Annotated in this window: 18 protein-coding genes; 8 read left to right on the forward strand and 10 right to left on the reverse strand. The window is 54.7% G+C overall.

The window, feature by feature from the left end; all coding sequences use genetic code 11:
• Positions 1-15 precede the first annotated feature (15 nt).
• Positions 16-537 (forward strand): 6-phospho-3-hexuloisomerase, encoded by a 522-nt coding sequence (gene hxlB, locus D5067_RS12755; RefSeq protein WP_119934441.1) that lies wholly within the window; start codon positions 16-18, stop codon positions 535-537.
• Positions 538-568: 31 nt separating this feature from the next.
• Here hxlB and D5067_RS12760 read toward each other — a convergent pair whose 3' ends face one another.
• Together D5067_RS12760 and D5067_RS12765 are read right to left on the reverse strand one after the other, a co-directional pair.
• Positions 569-1,534 (reverse strand): sugar-binding transcriptional regulator, encoded by a 966-nt coding sequence (locus D5067_RS12760; protein WP_119934442.1) that lies wholly within the window; start codon positions 1,532-1,534, stop codon positions 569-571.
• Between the two features lie 175 nt (positions 1,535-1,709).
• Positions 1,710-2,594, reverse strand: coding sequence for a LysR family transcriptional regulator (locus D5067_RS12765; RefSeq protein WP_119934443.1), 885 nt, complete (start codon positions 2,592-2,594; stop codon positions 1,710-1,712).
• A gap of 207 nt (positions 2,595-2,801) precedes the next feature.
• Here D5067_RS12765 and D5067_RS12770 point away from each other — a divergent pair, with 207 nt between their 5' ends.
• Complete coding sequence (locus D5067_RS12770) at positions 2,802-3,782, forward strand: NAD(P)H-dependent flavin oxidoreductase (protein ID WP_119934444.1); 981 nt, start codon at positions 2,802-2,804, stop codon at positions 3,780-3,782.
• A gap of 230 nt (positions 3,783-4,012) precedes the next feature.
• Here the strand turns inward: D5067_RS12770 and D5067_RS12775 are convergent, their stop codons facing one another.
• Positions 4,013-4,318 (reverse strand): cupin domain-containing protein, encoded by a 306-nt coding sequence (locus tag D5067_RS12775; RefSeq protein WP_119934445.1) that lies wholly within the window; start codon positions 4,316-4,318, stop codon positions 4,013-4,015.
• Positions 4,319-4,567: 249 nt separating this feature from the next.
• On the opposite strand from D5067_RS12775, the gene D5067_RS12780 reads away from it, so the two are divergent.
• Positions 4,568-4,837: a hypothetical protein gene (locus D5067_RS12780; protein WP_119934446.1), complete on the forward strand. Its 270-nt coding sequence runs from the start codon at positions 4,568-4,570 to the stop codon at positions 4,835-4,837.
• A 13-nt stretch (positions 4,838-4,850) separates the two neighbouring features.
• On the opposite strand, the gene D5067_RS12785 is transcribed toward D5067_RS12780, so the two are convergent.
• The 4 genes from D5067_RS12785 to D5067_RS12800 all read right to left on the reverse strand — a co-directional run bounded on the left by D5067_RS12785 (position 4,851) and on the right by D5067_RS12800 (position 9,737).
• Positions 4,851-6,122 (reverse strand): Y-family DNA polymerase, encoded by a 1,272-nt coding sequence (locus tag D5067_RS12785; protein WP_119934447.1) that lies wholly within the window; start codon positions 6,120-6,122, stop codon positions 4,851-4,853.
• 2 nt (positions 6,123-6,124) lie between these two features.
• A complete protein-coding gene (locus tag D5067_RS12790; RefSeq protein ID WP_119934448.1) occupies positions 6,125-6,544 on the reverse strand; it encodes a translesion error-prone DNA polymerase V autoproteolytic subunit in 420 nt (139 codons plus the stop codon).
• Positions 6,545-6,729: 185 nt separating this feature from the next.
• Positions 6,730-8,253, reverse strand: a complete 1,524-nt coding sequence (gene pdeG / locus D5067_RS12795) for a cyclic di-3',5'-guanosine monophosphate phosphodiesterase PdeG (RefSeq protein ID WP_119934449.1) — start codon at positions 8,251-8,253, stop codon at positions 6,730-6,732.
• Positions 8,254-8,348: 95 nt separating this feature from the next.
• Positions 8,349-9,737: a M24 family metallopeptidase gene (locus tag D5067_RS12800; protein WP_119934450.1), complete on the reverse strand. Its 1,389-nt coding sequence runs from the start codon at positions 9,735-9,737 to the stop codon at positions 8,349-8,351.
• Positions 9,738-10,053: 316 nt separating this feature from the next.
• On the opposite strand from D5067_RS12800, the gene D5067_RS12805 reads away from it, so the two are divergent.
• A complete protein-coding gene (locus D5067_RS12805) occupies positions 10,054-10,296 on the forward strand; it encodes a hypothetical protein (RefSeq protein WP_119934451.1) in 243 nt (80 codons plus the stop codon).
• Here the strand turns inward: D5067_RS12805 and D5067_RS12810 are convergent.
• A complete protein-coding gene (locus tag D5067_RS12810) occupies positions 10,293-11,159 on the reverse strand; it encodes an aldo/keto reductase family oxidoreductase (protein WP_119934452.1) in 867 nt (288 codons plus the stop codon). The genes D5067_RS12805 and D5067_RS12810 overlap by 4 nt on opposite strands.
• Before the next feature lie 145 nt (positions 11,160-11,304).
• Between D5067_RS12810 and tcp the strand changes: the two genes are divergently transcribed.
• On the forward strand, positions 11,305-12,966 hold the full coding sequence (gene tcp / locus D5067_RS12815) for a methyl-accepting chemotaxis citrate transducer (RefSeq protein WP_119934453.1): 1,662 nt from the start codon (positions 11,305-11,307) through the stop codon (positions 12,964-12,966).
• Between the two features lie 40 nt (positions 12,967-13,006).
• Here tcp and smrA read toward each other — a convergent pair whose 3' ends face one another.
• Together smrA and D5067_RS12825 are read right to left on the reverse strand one after the other, a co-directional pair.
• Positions 13,007-13,570: a DNA endonuclease SmrA gene (smrA, locus tag D5067_RS12820; RefSeq protein ID WP_119934454.1), complete on the reverse strand. Its 564-nt coding sequence runs from the start codon at positions 13,568-13,570 to the stop codon at positions 13,007-13,009.
• A 341-nt stretch (positions 13,571-13,911) separates the two neighbouring features.
• Positions 13,912-14,823, reverse strand: a complete 912-nt coding sequence (locus tag D5067_RS12825; protein WP_119934455.1) for a LysR family transcriptional regulator — start codon at positions 14,821-14,823, stop codon at positions 13,912-13,914.
• 175 nt (positions 14,824-14,998) lie between these two features.
• Between D5067_RS12825 and D5067_RS12830 the strand changes: the two genes are divergently transcribed.
• From D5067_RS12830 to abgT, 3 genes are read left to right on the forward strand one after another with little or no spacing between them, the layout of a single operon-like run.
• The gene (locus D5067_RS12830) at positions 14,999-16,309 is read left to right on the forward strand and encodes a M20 family metallo-hydrolase (RefSeq protein WP_119934456.1); all 1,311 of its coding nucleotides are present in this window, start codon (positions 14,999-15,001) and stop codon (positions 16,307-16,309) included.
• Positions 16,309-17,754: a M20 family metallopeptidase gene (locus D5067_RS12835; protein ID WP_119934457.1), complete on the forward strand. Its 1,446-nt coding sequence runs from the start codon at positions 16,309-16,311 to the stop codon at positions 17,752-17,754. The genes D5067_RS12830 and D5067_RS12835 overlap by 1 nt, the downstream gene beginning before the upstream one ends.
• 41 nt (positions 17,755-17,795) lie before the next feature.
• On the forward strand, positions 17,796-19,322 hold the full coding sequence (gene abgT, locus D5067_RS12840; RefSeq protein WP_119934458.1) for a p-aminobenzoyl-glutamate transporter: 1,527 nt from the start codon (positions 17,796-17,798) through the stop codon (positions 19,320-19,322).
• The last annotated feature ends 2 nt before the right edge of the window (positions 19,323-19,324 follow it).

The raw sequence follows: 19,324 nt of genomic DNA on the forward strand, positions 1-19,324 counted from the left end.
AGAAAGAATGACACGATGAAAAATTACTCACTCGTTATGAACGAACTCTCTGCGCTCACGGGCAAAATCGATGGGCAGGAATACAACGCGGTTATTAATGCTATTACCACTGCAAACCATATTTTTCTCACTGGCGCCGGTCGGTCAGGCCAGATGATTAACGCTTTGGCTAACCGACTGATGCATCTCGGAATGTCGGTCAGCGTTGTGGGTGAAATCAGCTCCCCACATTCACACGAAGGGGACCTGATGATTGTGGGTTCCGGCTCTGGCGAAACCCAGCGTCTGATTAATCAGGTGAATATTGCCAAGAAAAATGGGGTACAGATAGCACTGATTACCACTTCACCAAACTCAACCCTGGCGGGCCTGGCTGACTGTATACTGACGATCCCTGCCGGTGATAGCGTTCAGCCTATGGGTTCCCTGTTTGAGCAAGCCTGTCTGCTGACGTATGACAGCATTGTGCTAGCGTTGATGAGAAACCTCCACGAAACTCACCATACGATGAAAGCTCGCCACGCCGATATTGAGTGATATCAGCGCCGTTATTCTGCAGAAGCGGCCATCAGTCCAGTAGCTTGATGGCCGTATCAAAGTCCGTTATCAGCACGTTCAGAAGTCCGGATTTCAATGAGGCAACAATGCCCTCATACTTCTCCTCACCGCCCGCGACCCCAATGACTTTTTTTGTCGCTCTTAACTGCTCTGTCGTAATGCCAAAGCCCAGTCGGTTCATGGGGCTGTCCAGTATTTCTCCTTCGCTACTGACCAGGGTAACGCACACATCCGCGGCAATATCCTGCTGCATGAGCGACTCACGCCAGGCTGTCGGGAAGATGTCACAGAGACTGGATGAGCCCGTTTTCCAGGCCCCAATGCCGGTGATCACGACATCCATGCAGGAATAGAATTTCTGGGTATCCAGGACCGCCTGATCGTCAGCTAGCTTCCGGGCGAGACTCTCATCATCGACCCACATGGGAACGTACATTGGGTGCGCTTTACCGTGTGAAATTGCGGCTATTTTATGAATCAGATCTATCGGGCCCTGGCTGAACTCAATACCCGGGTGAACCCCAGAGAGCTGCACAACATCCAGCGAGGGCAATGAAACAAGCTGGCTAACGGTACTGGACAATACCCTCCCCCAGGCCATTCCAAATTTCATACCTTCCTGCAGTGTTTCACTCAGATAATTTGCGGTAATCCCACCCAGCTTCACATTCAGCTGCTCCTGAGTAGACCAGGCCTCAGACGCGGGAAGGACCACAGCGTCCGTAAGGCTGTATTTTTCACAGAGGTTGCGGGCAATTTCTTCATCGAGCGCCTGCTGCTTCGGAAAGATGAATTTTACGTATTCTTGTTCTATAGCTTCATCAATCAATCGGGCTACTTTAAAGCGCGAAACGCCCAGCTCCTCTGCAATTTCAACCTTTGTTTTCATTTCGGAGAAATAACGTCTGGCCACCAATGAATAGATATAGCGGGGGTCGGCATTTTGCCAGCGAGGCAGTGCTTTGGTTTTAGGCATGGTGATTATCCTTAAGAAAGCTGGACAGCCGGTCAGTTTATCTCAGCTGACGAAAATGAATTCTCATAGGAGTATACATTTATACGCTCAAAAGCGTTTATCAAACGAGTAGCAAAGTGTGATATCTGTGATTCAGGGCACTGCGTAAGGATGACGTCTGAGGTCACCGCTATTTTTACAATAACCTTTCCAACCATTCGGTAAATACCCGGACTTTATGAGAAAGATGCCGATGCGGATAAAGAAGGGTCAGTTTACGGTCAGGAGACGGGTTGCCGGGTAAAACCTCAACAAGCTGGCCGCTGTCGAGATAAGGTTTTAAAAAAACATTCATACCCTGAACTAACCCCAGTCCTGCCAGGCCCGCCGCAACGTATGCTTCAGAGTTATCCACGACAAGTTTACCTGAAAGCGTAATTTCCCGGGGCCCTTCTGGCGTCGTAAAGGTCCAGGGCATAGTTCGCCTGCTGTTGCTGTTAACCCAGTTAATAGCCTGATGTTCCCTCAAATTCTCCAGCGTTTCAGGCATGCCGTGTAAGGCAATATAGCCGGGGCTGGCGCAGGTCGTCATCTTGATATTGCCCATCCTGTGAGGGACATAGTCACTGTCATCCAGTTCTCCTACCCGCAGTATGCAGTCCAGACCATCCCGGAGCATATCCCGGCGGCGGTCGGAACTACTGAGAACGATTTCAATGTCAGGATACTTGCTATAAAACTCAGGGAGTCTGGGGATAACCAGCAGCGCTGCAAGCGCGATGGGCATATCTACGCGCAACTGGCCGTGCAGCACGCGTTCGCTGCTGATCGATTCCAGCAATTCGTCTGCCTGTGCCAGAAGCGGTTTACTCCGACGATAGAACGCTTCCCCGTCAGGCGTGAGATCGATCCGCCGCGTCGTGCGCTGCATTAAACGCGTGCCGCAGTGCTGTTCAAGCAGCTGTAACGCTTTGGTCACGGCGGGACGGTGAATGCGCAGGTTCTCTGCCGCCTGAGTAAAACTGCCTGCTTCCACAATTTCAATAAAAATTCTAATAGATTCAAAAAGATTTATTTGCATAACCACCCTCTCAGTGCTGACCGCCTGACGAGGTCTGCTACCCGTATCTTTAATGATTGTTACTGATTTTATAACAGTGATGAATCATTTTGGCTATTTTTCCGAACAATATTCCTGCTTACACTTGCCTTCATCCATTACGCCGTTAGCGGCAGCAAACATTAGGCGGCTCATCGTGTCGCCAGCCACTGTGAAGGACATTTAACCATGAAGAATAATCGTATCTGTCAAATCCTCGGTATAGAAAAACCCGTCATCCAGGGGCCGTTATCCTGGCTAACCGATGCCCGGTTAGTCGCCGCCGTAAGTCATGCTGGCGGACTGGGCGTGCTGGGTCCTAATGCTGGCTTAACCGCTGAAACTGCCGTTTCCACGCCAGAAGAAACGGCGGAAAAAATGCGCGAAGAAATTCGCAAAACAAAAAAACTGACCGAGAAGCCTTTTGGCGTAAACCTGATCCCTACGCCTGAAAATGACGTCTGGACGCCACCTATTTTGCAGGTGATAAAAGAAGAAGGTGTCAGCGCCGTGGTTTACACCGGTTACGGTGAAGGGGCCGTCATACCTGAGTTGTTCGACGAGTTAAAGGCGGCCGGCATTGCCATAATTTACCGGGATATCAATCCGACGCCTGAGAATACCCGCCTTGCAGAAGAGGCCGGAGCCGACATCATCGTTGCTACCGGTTTTGACGAGGGCGGGACTCTGCCGGGTACCGCCCTGGGGACCTTTTCGATTGTGCCGCTGATTGCCGACGCCGTGGTGAGCGTTCCCGTCATGGCTGCAGGCGGCATTACCGACAGCCGTACCGCAAAAGCGGCGCACGCGCTCGGTGCGGAAGGGGTATTCGCCGGTTCGGTCTTTATCGGAACCGAAGAGAACCGCGTGCCGATGTCAGTCAAGGAGAAAATCCTTGCCGCAAACGGGCTGGATTTATTGCTGTATCGCACGCTTCCACACTATTACCGCTCGCTGCCGGGCAGGCTGGCAGAAACGCTCGTCTCTATGGACAAAAGTGGTGCAAGTCGCGAGGAATTAGGGAAAGCAATGGGAGGGCTGCGTGGCCTGCGTATTGGTATGCTGGAGGGTAATACTGATGAAGGCTATATCTCACTCGGGACGGGCATCGGAAATATTCGCAGCGTCAAGCGCGTCGCGGAGGTCGTGGATGAGTTAACCGTGAGGTGAAGGCTGCACGAATATACAACGGTATGAGGCAGTTTGAGACCAGGGCGAACTGCTTCATCGTGACTCTGGCGCGTTTGCTTCTTTCTGGCTGAGAGGCAACCCCGCGATGCTCGAATAGCAGCTGGGGTAGCGATGATCCCGTCCTCGATCGTCAATAGTATGCATTACCCGCTCAGGTCAGGCGATGAATATAACAGGGTTAAGTCCGCGTTTCGCACAAAGCGGGCAGCTTACGTTTCGGGCAAATCTATAATGACCAGTGTGCCATAGCTGCCGGTTTCCACCGTATGAGGAATGCCCGCTTTGGCAACGTAAAGCTGGCCAGACGTTACGGAGATTTTTGTGCCTTTCACGCTGAGTTCCAGACGTCCGTCAATAACCAGCAGCCCTTCGTCATAGTCATGTACCTCTTCAATAACCGAGCGTTCATCCATGCGTAAAATTTTGAGATTCGCGGTTCCAACACGCCCTAATACCCGAGACCTCCAGGCCTCCGGTAATGCGTGAGCTTCGGTTCTAAGGTCAAAAAGCGACATGAGGTTGTTCCACTGGATGTTCGTTTAGCACTTTTATGCCATATAAACTGCCTTTCGCCATATAACAAATACAGAAAAACAAATTGTATAAGAGGCTATATCTTTCCCCACTGCTCTGGTTATTCTGAAGGCCGATGAGATCATCACGTCCGCTGCTGCCCGCAAGCCAATATCCCCTCATAAACCCAGTGCAATTTCCAACCACAGCGAATACAGTATTCCAGTCGCCCCACTCATTCTGGAGTCCTTATGCCGGATTACTGTTTCTATCAAAAAGGTCAGCAATACGTTGCGCTGGAGAGAACTGACGCAGGCAGCGCCGCTCAGTTAACGGCTCAGGGGTTTGAAAAGCAGTTCGAGGAGGTCAGCGCCGTTGATGAAAAAAGCGCTCTTGCCCGCTTTGCCGATATTCGTCGAAATAACCAGATAGATCGCGACAACTTTCTCGCAGGTGCCGGACAGATGCCGCTGATCGGCGTGATGGCGGCGGCGGCCACGGCGCTATTTCGCAAAAAATAACCCGCGTAGCGATCTACCCAATCACCTTGAGGAGATCCGAGAAGCGCGTCGTGTAGCGGGGTGAGAGCATCTCACGCTTCATCTGCCATTGCTGCTGGATGCCCTGCCCGGCAAAGAACAACGTCCCCTTGCCTTCTTTCGCATTCAGGCGGTCCAGCACCGCCATCAACGTATCGCTATCGGCCCGCGGCGCGTTTTCATCGAAAAGGTTTAGCTGGGCAATACCCTGGCTGAAGAAATCCCCGAGCATAATTCCCGCTTTTTGATACCGATGCCCGTCCTTCCAGATGACATCCAGGCACCGTGTCGCCGCACTGATAATTTCCCGCGTGTCCTGCGTGGGTATCATCAGGCTGACCGCGGCACTGTTGCCGTAATAAGGCTCATTCAGTGCGAATGGCGAGGTTTTCACAAATGCCGAAATATGACGGCAGTACTGGTGTTCGCCCCGCAGTTTTTCTGCACCTCGCGTCGCATAAGCACAGATCGCCTGGCGCACCTGCTCATACTCCGTGACGCGGTCGCCGAATGACCGGCTACAGATAATCTCCTGCTTCGCGGGCGCAAACTCCTCCAGCTCCAGGCAGGGCTCGCCGCGCAGCTCCCGCACCGTTCTCTCCAGCACCACGCTGAAGTGCTTACGGATCATCGAGGTGTGCGTGTCAGCCAGGTCGAGCACCGTCTTAATGCCCATAGCGTCCAGCTTTTTACTGATGCGACGGCCAATGCCCCACACCTCATCAACGGGCAGCACGGCCATCAGCTTTCTCTGGCGCGCTAGGTTGGATAAATCCACGACGCCCCCCGTCTGATGCTGCCATTTTTTTGCCGCATGGTTGGCAAGCTTTGCCAGGGTTTTTGTCTGAGCGATCCCCACTCCCACCGTCAGGCGCGTCCGTTTTAAAATCGTCGCCCGGATCTCTTTGCCGAATTCGGTGAGATCCCTGCAATGGCGAACGCCCGTCAGGTCGCAAAACGCCTCATCGATACTGTAGATTTCCACCCGGGGAGACATCTCTTCAAGAAGGGTCATCACGCGGTTAGACATATCGGCATACAGCTCGTAGTTGCTGCTAAAGCAGACCACGCCGTGGCGCCGGAACAGATCCTTTTGCTTGAAGTACGGCGCCCCCATGACAATACCCGCGGCTTTCGCTTCCGCAGAACGCGCAATAACGCATCCGTCGTTATTTGACAGAACGACGACCGGTCGCCCTTTCAAATCCGGCCTGAACGCCGTCTCGCATGAGGCATAGAATGAGTTCACATCACACAGCGCAAACATGGTCAGCTCGTCGACTTCACAATCCAGGTGACCACGCCAAAGATATCGAGCGTATCTTCGCAGCTCACCACAATCGGTGAATAGGCGCTGTTCATCGGGTTGAGCTGAATGGTCGGGCGTAGCTGCAGGCGCTTAACGGTAAAATCACCGTCAACGGCAGCAATGACGATGTCGCCATGCACGGCCGTGCGGGAACTGTCCACCACCAGCAGATCGCCGTTATGGATGCCCCCTTCGATCATCGAGTCTCCGGCGGCTTTCACAAAGTAGGTGGAGCTGGGATGAGCGATTAATAGCTCATTTAAATCAATACGCTGTTCAACGTAGTCCGCGGCAGGGCTGGGAAACCCACACTGCACGACATCGCTGAAAAGCGGAATGGCCATAATTTTACGTAGCTCTGCAGGTCTGGAAAAGATCATGATACGCCCTCAATACTGTTTTTATATACAGTAGTTTTAACCGAGGAACCGATCAAGCTTCCGCAGGGATACAGCCTGGTTATCCTGTAACCGCTTCGTCTGTAAGTCTATCTTGCTATGAGGATTAATCGTTTTGTAAATTTTTAAGGCGTATAGCGTGATTGCGCACTTTAAATACACATGAACTACTCCACCCTTACCTTCACCTTTGGCTTCGACAGCAAAATGTGCACCAGCTCCGTAAAAGGAACCGGTTTAAAAAAGTAGTACCCCTGCTGGAATACGATGTTGTTCCGGTTGAGGTAATCCAGCTGCGCCTGCGTCTCCACCCCTTCCGCCACAATGCTGATGGAGAGCTTGCGCGCCAGATCCAGCACGCAGTCAAGGATCCGGGTGGAGTCTTGATGCTCATTGACCCGGCTCACAAAGCTATGGTCAATCTTGATGTAGTCAATATGCAGATCGTGCAGATAAGAGAGCCCTGAATAGCCGGTACCAAAGTCATCCAGAGCAATGGCAAAACCGTTCTCATGCAGCGCGTTAAGGGTCTGAACGAGATGCTCGTCAATATCTAAAGGCTCCCGCTCTGTTACCTCAATGACCAGGTTCAGATCTTTTCTGACGAAGCTGTTTTTATATTTCAGGCACTCCGCCACAAACGTGGGCGTCGCGATGTGGGACGCGCTAAAGTTAATCCCGATATGAAAACCTTCAGGCAGCTTCGTGGCGATGGCGTTCATCTGCGTCACCACCTGCACCATCAGGCTTTGCGTGAGTGACACAATCAGCCCTGATTTTTCCGCAATCGGGATAAAGGTCGACGGAGAGATAAATCCCGCTTTCGGGTGCTTCCACCGTGCCAGCACCTCAATACCGCGCAGCGTCCCTTCTCTGCCGTTGACGACGGGCTGGTAAAACGGAACGATTTCTCCCCTGGCAATCGCGCTGCGCAGCGACTCTTCAGGCAGCGTATTTTTGTTCAGGTATTTATACATGACGTAAGCGGCAAGGCAGGCGATCAACAGCAAAAACAGCAAAATGCCGCCGCCCTGATGAAGCAGTCTCTGCAGGCTAAATAACGGGGGGAAGTTGTACTCAATACTGTAAGGATAGCCTGTGGCCTTCACGTGCCCGCGGAGATGACTTTCCTCGCTTACCGTGGCGATATCTCCGGACGTGCCGATGACGGCGTCGCCCACCCGTAATGTATAGGTCACGCTCTTTAATGCCGTATCCAGCGCGTCCCGGATATGACGATCGCTGATGGTGACCACAATACGATTGCCATCAAATACCGTCTGATAAACCAGAACCGGCAGCCCATTCACCGTACTTTTAGCCGACACAAGCAGCAGGGGTGACTCGGGCAATGCGCCGGCGTTAATCAGCAAAATATGGTTACCCGACAGGGATGAGCACCATATTTTTTCCTGTTTCATAATAAATATCGTTCTTAGATGAGGCTGCAGGGCCGCTTCAGCACCGAGCTGGTATTGTCCTTCCACGCCGCACCCGCTCTCCGCAATTTCAGCCGCTTTACGGGTCGCGTCGCGCGCTTCGGCAAGAATGGCATCCATATTTTTTACGGCATAGCGGGCCCCCGCGAGGCTATCGACTCGCGCGGAATACCAGAGCTGCGTGCTGAGAATAAAAATGCCCATCATCAGGAGAGCCACGGCGGCAACGGCGGGGACCAGGACATTGCGCATTAACGTCTCTACCGAACGGAGTGATATAAGTACAAAGAGCATGGTCGACAACGTTAAAAATAACCATGCGCTTTGCCATAGATTTTCAGAAAGGGTTAACAGGTGAAGGCGTTATCCTTCGCGAGGAAGAAAGGTCGCAAATACGCAACCGTACTGGAGAGCGGGATAACGTCGTCGCTCAGCGCAATATTCAGGACATCCGTAAGGTACCGTTTACGCGTTTCAATACGCGCCCACAGTTCAGGATAGGCGCGGGCAATGTCCGCCTGAAGCGCCCGATCCGCCAGCGCAACGCTCTCCTCAGCGCTGGTACCGGTATAGCCCTTAACGGACGGAATGATGTCAATCTGCAGGATCATACCGCTTTTCAACGTCTGCGCGGAATGTTCAAAAATGGGCGATGACATCCACTCTTCGTCCGCGCTGAGATGGCCCGGGTTCAGGTGCCAGCCATATTTTTCTTGAGGCAACACGGACTCGATTAAGGAATAGATCTCTCCGCCAGGCATGCCAATATGAATATTTTCAAGCCAGGTCACTACCGCCGCGAAATAGGGTTTTGCCACACGGTCGAGATAATCTTTTTGCGTTTCCGGCAGTTCGCTTTCGTCTGCAATAACAAACCCGGTTCGGCTGGATAAGCCGCCCTTAAATCCGGTGGTCATAGAAAGCGGCTGGCCGCGCTGTATCGGTTTCCAGGTCGGATAGAGGTTGGCGTTTTCAAAGCGCTGCCCGGCGGCCGCGATTGTGACCACCGTATTGTACTGTCCTTCCCCGGTAAGATAGCCCGCCAGATCCACTTCGCGAATACCCGGCTCGACGGCGTTCATCGCGTTAAGCATGCAGGTTGAAGCAAGATTCGCACCGTACTCATAATGGGCGATTTCGTTGGCGGTATTAGTGATGCGCGCGCCGTTATCCCCACCGATGAAAATATGCGCCGCGTTTTCAAGAACGGCCGTCGCCGGGACGCTGTTGCGGATGGCATCAACAATAAAAGCGGGTAAATCAAAGAAGCGCTTATTCTCCGCGCGGGCAGAGGTAAACATTTTCCAGCCCACGAGGCCGATACGGCTCATGGCGGGTAGCCCCAGCTCGCCGAACAACACTTCCAGCGGTTTTTCATTCTCCATGGGCTGATTGGGTAATGAGAAGTAAGGACTGTGCTTTAGCGTGACGGGGATACGCGAGTGCGCCGCCATCTTGAGATTTTCGTTGCCGAGAATAACGCTCGCCGCCCCGCTCTTCTCGAGAATCAACAGTCCTTCTTCAAAACGGGGAATAAAGCCGGTCAGGTATTCAAAATTGCTGCCGTGCTCTTTGTCAGCATAAATGACCAGCGCGTCAAACCCTTCAGCGCGCATGCCTGCGAGTAGTTTGTCTTTACGCGTCTGAATGGTTGCGTCCGAAAGCGGCACGGGCGGCACATTTGAAAATCCCTGTGGCGCGGTTATAGCCTGTAACTTCACTGCGTTAAAATCCATATTCGTCCCCTCACGATCCGATCATCGCCGTCACAACAGCAGCTCAGTGATGCCGTCAGAACTGAGCTAAGCCGCGCTTTTACATCCTCTTTCATCATAACATCTCTTGCCGTGAGGTCACCTGCAAACGCGCCCGTATCGCTTGTCTTCTTAAAGTCATATAAAAATCAACATCAAATCACTTATTACTGACTTTCAAAGAAAGCAATATTAAAAAATTTCATCACTACACAATCACTATGCATTGACTTTTAAATCAACTCACCGCATATTTCACAGCACGAATTAACAAGACTATTTTTGGAGAGCGTTTCCTATGCCAGCCCGTGATTATCCTGATAAGCGTGTGGCACGCGGTTTAGCAAAAGAGGCTGACCTGAAGATGTTGAGCGCCCGCATCGATCCCGCCCTGATGGAATACATCAGGATCACCGCGTATGAGACGCGCAAAAGCAAGCAGGAAATCGTGGCAGAGGCGTTAGCGATGCACATGCAGAGCAGCCGGATGGGGGCAGAAAGCCCGGAAGATCCCTTCGGGCTTTCTGCATGCTGTGATTAGTCGATCAGCGCATTCAGCGTCGCGACCGCATCAGGCGGCAATACGCACTCGGCCGCCGCCAGATTTTGCCGTAAATGCGCCACGGAGGATGTTCCCGGGATCAGCAGGATATTCGGGGAGCGTTGCAGCAGCCACGCCAGCGCGACCTGCATCGGCGTTGCGCCCAGCGAGTCTGCCACCGCCTGCAGGCCGGAAGACTGCAGCGGCGTAAAACCGCCCAGCGGGAAGAACGGCACGTACGCAATGCCCTGCTGTGCCAGCGTATCGACCAGGGCATCATCCCCACGATTCACAATGTTGTACATGTTCTGCACACACACCACGGACACCATCTTTTGCGCTTCGGCAACCTGAGCGTCGGTAACGTTACTTAGCCCAATGTGGCGCACCAGCCCCTGCTGCTGCAGCTCCGCCAGCGTCGACAGCGGCTCTGCAATCGATCCTTCCGCGGGCCCGTGGGCGCTAAACATGATCCGCAGGTTAACCACGTCCAGCGCCTCCAGCTTCAGATTCCGCAGGTTGTCATGTACCGCCTGCGTCAGTTCCTGCGGCGAAAACGCCGGCAGCCAGGAGGCATCATCACCGCGTCGGGCCCCGATCTTGGTCACGATGGTCAGATCGTCCCGATACGGATGCAGCGCCTCGGCGATAAGCTGATTGGTAATATGCGGCCCGTAAAAATCACTGGTATCAATGTGGTTCACCCCAGACGCCACGGCCTCACGCAGCACCGCCAGCGCGGCACTTTTGTCCTTCGGCGGGCCAAAAACGCCCGGCCCGGCAAGCTGCATTGCACCATAGCCCAGTCGTTTAACCGTATGCGCGCCAAGCGTATACGTTCCGCTTTTATCAATGCTGCTCATGTCGACCTTCCTCATAAAAAATGATTTGGATTTACAACGGGTTCGCGACGGAACCATTAGTTAAGCAATAGTTAAATTAAAGTTTAATTTCGCTACGACGATAGTAGTTGAGTAACCCCTGCATCTTCTCTTATGGACGACCGCTATGCTGAAAAATCTGCACGTGATTACCGGTATTCTCTTTGCTCTCACCATATTCTGTCTGCTGCAAATTGTCACGGGAGGGTTGTTCTACTCTGCCGTCAATAACGATCGTCATAACTTTCAGAACTCCGGGGTGCTCAATGCCCAACAGGAGAGCCTGAGCGATAGCGTCAATACGCTGGTGAAAACCCGCGTTACCGTCACCCGCGTGGCAATACGCTACCTGAAAAACCAGCGCGACCCGGCATCGCTTGCGGCGATCAACAAGCTGCTCGGCACGGCAGGCGATTCGCTGGCGAAAGCGGAGGCCTACAGCAAAGCCTGGCAGGAAATGCCGCAGATTAACGGCCAAAACGCGGCGTTGACCGACGAGATGCAGAAATCCTGGAATCAGATGCACGAGGTGATGCGTCTGTCGATTGAGTATCTGCGCGCAGACAATTACCAGGCGTATGGTGACCTGGACGCCCAGCAGGCGCAGGACGATATGGAGGCGGTTTATAACCGCTGGCGCGCCGAAAACAACACCCTGCTGAAAGCCGCAACCGAAGAGAACCAGAGCAGCTTTACCCAGATGCAGTGGACGCTGGCGGGCATTTTCCTGGCCGTTATCGCCGTGCTGGTGGTGATCTGGCAGGGTTTACAGCATCTCCTGCTGAAGCCGCTCAAAACCATCATGAACCACATCCGCACCATCGCAAGCGGCGATCTGACGCACAGCGTCGATATCTCCGGCCGTAACGAAATGGGCCAGCTGGCAGCCGGTCTGCATGAGATGCAGACCTCGCTGGTGAGCACCGTCAGCGCCGTGCGCGGCAGTACCGATTCTATCTATACGGGCGCGGGTGAAATTGCCGCGGGAAGCAACGATCTCTCTGCCCGTACCGAACAGCAGGCCGCCTCGCTGGAAGAGACCGCCGCAAGCATGGAAGAGCTGACGGCGACCGTCAAACAGAACTCCGATAATGCCCGTCAGGCAACGCTGCTGGCAAAAAATGCCTCCGAAACGGCCGCGCGCGGCGGTCAGGTGGTGGATAACGTTGTGCGCACGATGAATGATATCGCCGACAGTTCGCAGCAAATCGCACACATTACGGGCGTCATCGACAGTATCGCCTTCCAGACCAACATCCTGGCACTCAACGCCGCGGTTGAAGCCGCGCGCGCCGGAGAACAGGGCCGCGGATTTGCGGTCGTTGCGGGTGAAGTGCGTACCCTGGCCAGCCGCAGCGCGCAGGCCGCCAAAGAGATCAAAGGGCTGATTGAGAACTCCGTCAGCCGGGTAAATACCGGTTCTGACCAGGTGAGCGAGGCTGGCGCAACCATGAAAGAGATCGTTGCGGCGGTCACGCGCGTGACCGACATCATGGGCGAGATTTCGTCAGCGTCCGACGAGCAAAGCCGCGGCATTGAGCAGGTCAGCCTGGCCGTGTCGCAGATGGACAGCGTCACCCAGCAAAACGCCGCCCTGGTACAGGAGTCCGCAACGGCGGCCGCTGCGCTGGAAGACCAGTCCGAGCAGCTGCGTCAGGCCGTGGCGGCATTCCGCCTCAACGCAAAAGAGAGCGCGTCTCCACGTACGAAAAATGTCAAAACGCCGCAGCTGTTGCGCCCGACAGCGGCAGGCGCGAGCACGACGGACGGAAACTGGGAAACCTTCTGAGTGACGGGCGGGCGATTGTTTCGCCCGCCTGTAGCATCCCTTAGCGGCTGCGCTTGGCGTGTCGTTCCCAGTTTTCTTGCTTTGCATCATCAGATTTGCGCAGTGAAACGTAGCACGCCCCGCTGCCGCCATGGTGGGGTTTTGCTTCGCAAAAAGCCTGCACCTCGTCGAATTCGGTCAACCAGCGCGCAAGATAGCTGCGCACCACGTTGGGGTGTGACTTCTGCTCGCGTCCTTTGCCATGAACAATAATGAGGTTACGTAATCCCTCGCGTTCGGCCTGGCGAATGAAGGTATACAGCATCTGACGGCAGGCCTCCGCAGGCTGGCGCAGCAGCGTCAGGCTGGCCTGACGCGAATATTTACCGGAACGCAGCTTCTCAAATACCCCCTGCTGTACCCCATCACGCTGGAACATCAGCGGCTCTTCAAGCGGCATCAGTTCGAGAAAACCCAGGGTCAGAAAGTTGTCGAGCTGCTCGGTATCAATCTCCTGACGAGCCCGGGTATTGCGGCTCTGCTGCCAGTGGATATCCGTGCAGCGTTTCAGGGGCTGGACATCTTCCATGGCGTCAAGAAAAAGTGATTTGTCGTCAGGGTTCATGGAAATCCTCCAGCTACGTCAGAGGGGATACTATACCCGCGCCCAGCCTGAGCCTCAATCACGGGGATATGGGCAAATAGTAGACGCTAATATATAAAATATAAATGGATTAAAAAGTAAACGCTACTTAAGTGAAATTTCAGCAATGATTAAATAAATGATTTACGTTAAAAAATTGTGTAATCAATCGCTTTGCCGCCTTTCCTTTTTGGAGAAAACTGTTATAACTAAATCAACCTGCCAATGGATATAACACGTAGGGTCCGTGAATGGATGCACTGCTGTGTGTACTATAGGGTCTGTCTGATGTCGGGCAGACTCTGTTTTTTTATTATTCTATTTTACGCTGAAATTATTTTACGGGCTTCCCGTCTGAATTGCGTAATTAATGACTCCGCCAGCGGCGTTTGACGAGCATCTCGCCGCTGAATTAAATAATAGGCTGCTTTAGGAAGCGACTCGACAACCGGCAGCATCACCAGTCGGTGCGCCAGCAGCGGGTCGCAGCCCAACTCCTGCGGAAGAATACTCAAAAAATCGCTTTGCGCCACGAGGCTAATGCAGGAGGAAAATGTTTCACACACAACGCCGATTCGCGGTATTTGCGAGCGGTGGCTAAACACATCCTCCAGCTGCTTATAATAACTTCCCCGCGGCGTCGGCATGGTCCAGTTATAATGAAGTAGCTCGCTAATTGATTTAGCCCCTGTCGCCGGGTGGCCTTCCCGACAAAATACTGCGAACGGTTTTTCAAAGAGTTTTTCAAACGTAAATTCATGATCGTACGGACCCTGATAATACGTATTGATAGTGAAATCCAGCTCTCCCTGCCGTAATTCATTAATCATTGATACCAGCTGCCCTTCCATAATTCGCACTTTGACCTGCGGATGCTGCGAATGAAAGCGAGTGATCACCGACGGCATTAAGCTGCGTGAAATACTGGCCCCCATCCCAATGTTGATCTGCCCGGCCAGCTCTCCCTGCCGCTGACGGATGTCGTCCTGCGCGGCGCGCAGCTCTTCCAGAATCAAATTAGCGCGATGATAAAACCCCTCACCGCATTCGGTTAACGCCACGCCCTTGCTGCGACGAATAAAAAGCTGTGCCGCCATGCCCTCCTCGAGCTCCTTGATCGATTTGGTTAGCGCAGGCTGCGAGAGATTCAGCGTTCTGCTGGCACCGCGAATGCTGCCCTGACGCGCCACTTCTACAAACGCCCGAATTTGATGGAATTTAATCTGAAATGACATAGCGAGACCGATAACCGTTGTTTATCAGAGTAAAGAAACTGTCATCTACTGTAATGGAAATGGATGTGCGAGGGTAATTCCTGAACGGTTAAAACTGTGAAAAATCGGTAAGTGATAAGTAAAAACTATCACAGCGTGAAGCAGTTCACATATTTTAATGATGACAGGAAGAGATATGGATTTACTGGCGCAACACATTCAGACGTTAACCCCGAAACTGACCGCATGGCGTCGTGATTTTCACCATTTCGCCGAATCCGGCTGGGTAGAGTTTCGTACCGCAGCGAAAGTCGCAGAAATCTTAGACCACCTGGGCTATGAGCTGGCGATGGGCCGCGACGTGGTGGACGCCGAAAGCCGCATGGGATTGCCGGATGAGGCAACGCTGGCAAAAGAATTTTCCCGCGCCCGCGCGCAGGGTGCGCCTGAGAAATGGCTCGCACCTTTTGAAGGCGGATTTACCGGCATTGTTGCCACGCTCAACACCGGGCGCCCGGGCCCCACGCTGGCGTTTCGCGTGGACATGGATGCGCTTGATTTAAGCGAAGCGCTCGACAACAGCCATCGCCCGTTCCGCGAGGGGTTTGCCTCCTGCAACCCTGGGATGATGCACGCCTGCGGTCATGACGGCCACACCACCATCGGCCTGGGGCTGGCCCATGTGCTGAAACAAAATGAGGCGCAGCTGAACGGCACCATCAGGCTCATCTTCCAGCCCGCCGAAGAAGGCACGCGCGGCGCGCGGGCGATGGTGGCAGCGGGCGCGCTGGACGGCGTGGACTATTTCACCGCCATTCACATCGGTACAGGGGTTCCCGCCGGGACGGCGATCTGCGGCAGCGATAATTTTATGGCCACCACCAAATTCGACGTGCAGTTTACCGGCGTTGCCGCACACGCAGGCGGTAAGCCGGAGGAGGGTCGTAACGCCCTGCTCGCTGCCGCGCAGGCCGCGCTCGCGCTGCATAGCATTGCGCCGCACAGCGAAGGGGCATCACGCGTCAACGTCGGCGTCATGCAGGCCGGCAGCGGGCGCAACGTGGTTCCGGCTAACGCCCTGCTAAAAGTGGAAACCCGCGGCGAAAGTGAAGCCATCAACCAGTACGTCTTCGATCGCGCGCAATCCGTGATTTCCGGTGCGGCAGCGCTCTACGGCGTGACGGCAGAAATGCGTCTGATGGGCGCAGCCACGTCCAGCGCCCCTACGCCTGCCTGGGTAGATTATCTGCGCGAGCAGGCAAGCCGGGTGCCTGGCGTTATGCACGCCATTGATAAGGTTAAAGCGCCGGCGGGATCCGAAGATGCCACGCTGATGATGGCCCGCGTGCAGCAGAACGGCGGCATGGCTTCCTATATGGTGTTTGGTACCGAACTCAGCGCCGGGCATCACAATGAAAAATTCGACTTCGACGAGCAGGTCATGAACGTCGCTATCGAAACGCTGGCGCGGACCGCGCTCAACTTCCCGTGGACACGAGGTGTGTAATGCAGGAGAACTACGCTTTTATTGCCGATGCGATAGAGACGCGATGTCGGACGTTAACCGATATTGCCGATGAGATTTGGGATCATCCTGAAACGCGTTTTGAAGAGTTCTGGTCAGCCGAACGGCTCGCCAGCGCGCTGGAGGCAGAAGGTTTTGCCCTGACGCGCGAAGCCGGAGGCATTCCAAACGCCTTTATCGCCAGCTTCGGCAGCGGGAAACCGGTTATCGCCCTGCTCGGCGAATACGACGCGCTGGCAGGATTAAGCCAGCAGGCACACTGCGCGATCGAACAATCCGCTACGCCGGGCGCCAACGGCCACGGCTGCGGGCACAACCTGTTAGGCACCGCGGCGCTTGCAGGTGCGGTCGCGGTGAAAAGCTGGCTGGAACAACGCGGCGGCAGCGGGACGGTACGTTTTTACGGCTGCCCCGGTGAAGAAGGCGGTTCCGGTAAGACCTATATGGTCCGCGAAGGCCTGTTCGACGACGTCGATGCCGCCGTGACCTGGCACCCGGAAGCCTTTGCCGGCATGTTTAACGTCAGCACGCTGGCCAACATTCAGGCTGCCTGGCGTTTTAAGGGCACCGCGGCCCACGCGGCAAACTCTCCGCACCTCGGGCGCAGCGCGCTGGATGCCGTGACCCTGATGACGACCGGCACCAACTTCCTCAACGAGCACATTATTGAGAAAGCCCGCGTCCACTATGCCATTACCGATACCGGCGGCATCTCACCCAACGTGGTGCAGGCGCAGGCCGAAGTGCTGTATCTGATACGCGCCCCGGAAATGGCCGACGCACGGCAGATCTACGCGCGCATCGAGAAAATCGCCCAGGGCGCGGCGATGATGACCGAAACTACCGTCGAGTGCCGCTTTGATAAAGCCTGCTCAAGCTATCTGCCCAACCGCACCCTTGAAGCGGCGATGTACAGTGCACTTCAGCACTACGGCACGCCGGCCTGGACGGAGGAAGAACGCGACTTTGCGTGCCAGATCCGCGCGACGCTGACGCCTAACGATCTGCAAAACAGCCTGAAAAACATCGCAGCGACGGGCGCAGAGCAAGGGAAGGCCTTCGCCCGCCGTCATCAGGAGACGCTGCTGGTGGATGAGGTCGCGCCTTACGCCATCACCGATAACGTGCTGGCAGGCTCAACCGACGTGGGCGACGTCAGCTGGAAGGTGCCCGTCGCCCAGTGCTTCAGCCCCTGCTTTACCGTCGGCACGCCGCTGCATACCTGGCAGCTTGTCGCCCAGGGACGCACGTCCATTGCCCATAAAGGCATGCTGCTGGCCGGAAAAGTCATGGGCGCAACCGCGCTAAATCTGCTTCAGGATGCAGATTTACTGCGTAAATGCCGTGAAGAGTTTGAACAACAGATAACAGAAAAACCGTACGCGTGTCCGATCCCGCAGGACGTGACACCGTCACCATTAAAATAAAAAAACATAACACAACAACACAACAGTCCCGAGGAACGCCCATGAGTATGTCATCCATACCTTCGCATTCCCCATCCGGTAAGCTCTATGGCTGGGTTGAAAGGATCGGCAACAAAGTGCCGCACCCTTTCCTGCTTTTTATCTATTTGATTGTGATTTTGATGGTCGCCACCGCCGTGCTGTCTGCCTTCGACGTGAGCGTGCGCAGCCCCGCCGACGGCAGCCTGGTGGCGGTGAAAAACCTGCTCAGCGTTGAGGGCCTGCACTGGTTTTTACCGAACGTGATTAAAAACTTCAGCGGCTTCGCCCCGCTGGGGGCCATTCTGGCGCTGGTGCTGGGGGCCGGGCTGGCTGAACGCGTTGGCCTGCTGCCCGCGCTGATGGTGAAGATGGCCTCCCACGTGAGCGCGCGTTACGCCAGCTATATGGTGCTGTTTATCGCCTTCTTTAGCCACATCTCGTCCGATGCCGCGCTGGTGATCATGCCGCCGATGGGGGCGTTGATTTTTCTCGCCGTCGGGCGCCATCCCGTGGCGGGACTGCTGTCCGCCATTGCCGGCGTGGGCTGTGGCTTCACCGCGAACCTGCTGATTGTGACGACGGATGTTCTGCTTTCCGGCATCAGCACCGAGGCGGCAAAAACCATCGACGCCGCGATGCACGTCAGCGTGATCGACAACTGGTATTTTATGGCCAGCTCGGTGGTTGTGCTAACGATTGTCGGCGGCCTGATCACCGATAAGATCGTCGAACCGCGCCTGGGTGAATGGGAAGGCCGCAGCGATGAACAGCTGGAGACGCTGAGTAAAGAACAGCGTTTTGGTCTGCGCGTTGCCGGGATCGTTTCGCTGGCCTTTATTGCCGCGGTGGCGCTGATGGTGGTGCCGGAAAACGGCGTGCTGCGCGATCCGGTGAAACATACCGTTCTGCCCTCGCCGTTTATTCAGGGCATTGTGCCGCTGATTATCCTCTTCTTCTTTGTCGTTTCGCTCGCGTACGGCATCGCCACGGGCAAAATCCGCCGCCAGGGCGATCTGCCGCAGCTGATGATCGAACCGATGAAAGAGATGGCCGGGTTTATCGTGATGGTGTTCCCGCTGGCGCAGTTCGTCGCCATGTTTAACTGGAGCAACATGGGCAAGTTTATGGCCGTGGGCCTGACCGATGCGCTGGAGGCAGCGGGATTAAGCGGCGTGCCGGCGTTTGTCGGGCTGGCGCTGCTGTCTTCCCTGCTGTGCATGTTTATTGCCAGCGGATCGGCTATCTGGTCGATTCTGGCACCGATATTTGTGCCGATGTTTATGATGCTTGGGTTCCATCCGGCGTTTGCCCAAATCCTGTTCCGCGTGGCCGACTCGTCGGTGATCCCGCTGGCGCCCGTCTCCCCGTTCGTTCCGCTGTTTTTAGGCTTTCTGCAGCGCTACAGGCCAGACGCCAAACTGGGTACCTACTATTCGCTGGTCCTGCCCTATCCGCTTATCTTTTTAGGGGTATGGTTGCTCATGCTGGTGGCATGGTATCTTGTCGGTCTGCCGATTGGGCCGGGGATTTACCCGAGGCTGAATTAAGG

The sequence above is a fragment of the Enterobacter huaxiensis genome (assembly GCF_003594935.2).
In the GTDB taxonomy this organism is placed as follows: domain Bacteria; phylum Pseudomonadota; class Gammaproteobacteria; order Enterobacterales; family Enterobacteriaceae; genus Enterobacter; species Enterobacter huaxiensis.

What these genes read in the sequence shown, in the direction of transcription:
- hxlB (WP_119934441.1), top strand. Translation starts at nt 16, where the DNA reads ATGAAAAATTACTCACTCGTTATGAACGAACTCTCTGCGCTCACGGGC.
- D5067_RS12760 (WP_119934442.1), bottom strand. Translation starts at nt 1,534, where the DNA reads ATGCCTAAAACCAAAGCACTGCCTCGCTGGCAAAATGCCGACCCCCGC.
- D5067_RS12765 (WP_119934443.1), bottom strand. Translation starts at nt 2,594, where the DNA reads ATGCAAATAAATCTTTTTGAATCTATTAGAATTTTTATTGAAATTGTG.
- D5067_RS12770 (WP_119934444.1), top strand. Translation starts at nt 2,802, where the DNA reads ATGAAGAATAATCGTATCTGTCAAATCCTCGGTATAGAAAAACCCGTC.
- D5067_RS12775 (WP_119934445.1), bottom strand. Translation starts at nt 4,318, where the DNA reads ATGTCGCTTTTTGACCTTAGAACCGAAGCTCACGCATTACCGGAGGCC.
- D5067_RS12780 (WP_119934446.1), top strand. Translation starts at nt 4,568, where the DNA reads ATGCCGGATTACTGTTTCTATCAAAAAGGTCAGCAATACGTTGCGCTG.
- D5067_RS12785 (WP_119934447.1), bottom strand. Translation starts at nt 6,122, where the DNA reads ATGTTTGCGCTGTGTGATGTGAACTCATTCTATGCCTCATGCGAGACG.
- D5067_RS12790 (WP_119934448.1), bottom strand. Translation starts at nt 6,544, where the DNA reads ATGATCTTTTCCAGACCTGCAGAGCTACGTAAAATTATGGCCATTCCG.
- pdeG (WP_119934449.1), bottom strand. Translation starts at nt 8,253, where the DNA reads ATGCGCAATGTCCTGGTCCCCGCCGTTGCCGCCGTGGCTCTCCTGATG.
- D5067_RS12800 (WP_119934450.1), bottom strand. Translation starts at nt 9,737, where the DNA reads ATGGATTTTAACGCAGTGAAGTTACAGGCTATAACCGCGCCACAGGGA.
- D5067_RS12805 (WP_119934451.1), top strand. Translation starts at nt 10,054, where the DNA reads ATGCCAGCCCGTGATTATCCTGATAAGCGTGTGGCACGCGGTTTAGCA.
- D5067_RS12810 (WP_119934452.1), bottom strand. Translation starts at nt 11,159, where the DNA reads ATGAGCAGCATTGATAAAAGCGGAACGTATACGCTTGGCGCGCATACG.
- tcp (WP_119934453.1), top strand. Translation starts at nt 11,305, where the DNA reads ATGCTGAAAAATCTGCACGTGATTACCGGTATTCTCTTTGCTCTCACC.
- smrA (WP_119934454.1), bottom strand. Translation starts at nt 13,570, where the DNA reads ATGAACCCTGACGACAAATCACTTTTTCTTGACGCCATGGAAGATGTC.
- D5067_RS12825 (WP_119934455.1), bottom strand. Translation starts at nt 14,823, where the DNA reads ATGTCATTTCAGATTAAATTCCATCAAATTCGGGCGTTTGTAGAAGTG.
- D5067_RS12830 (WP_119934456.1), top strand. Translation starts at nt 14,999, where the DNA reads ATGGATTTACTGGCGCAACACATTCAGACGTTAACCCCGAAACTGACC.
- D5067_RS12835 (WP_119934457.1), top strand. Translation starts at nt 16,309, where the DNA reads ATGCAGGAGAACTACGCTTTTATTGCCGATGCGATAGAGACGCGATGT.
- abgT (WP_119934458.1), top strand. Translation starts at nt 17,796, where the DNA reads ATGAGTATGTCATCCATACCTTCGCATTCCCCATCCGGTAAGCTCTAT.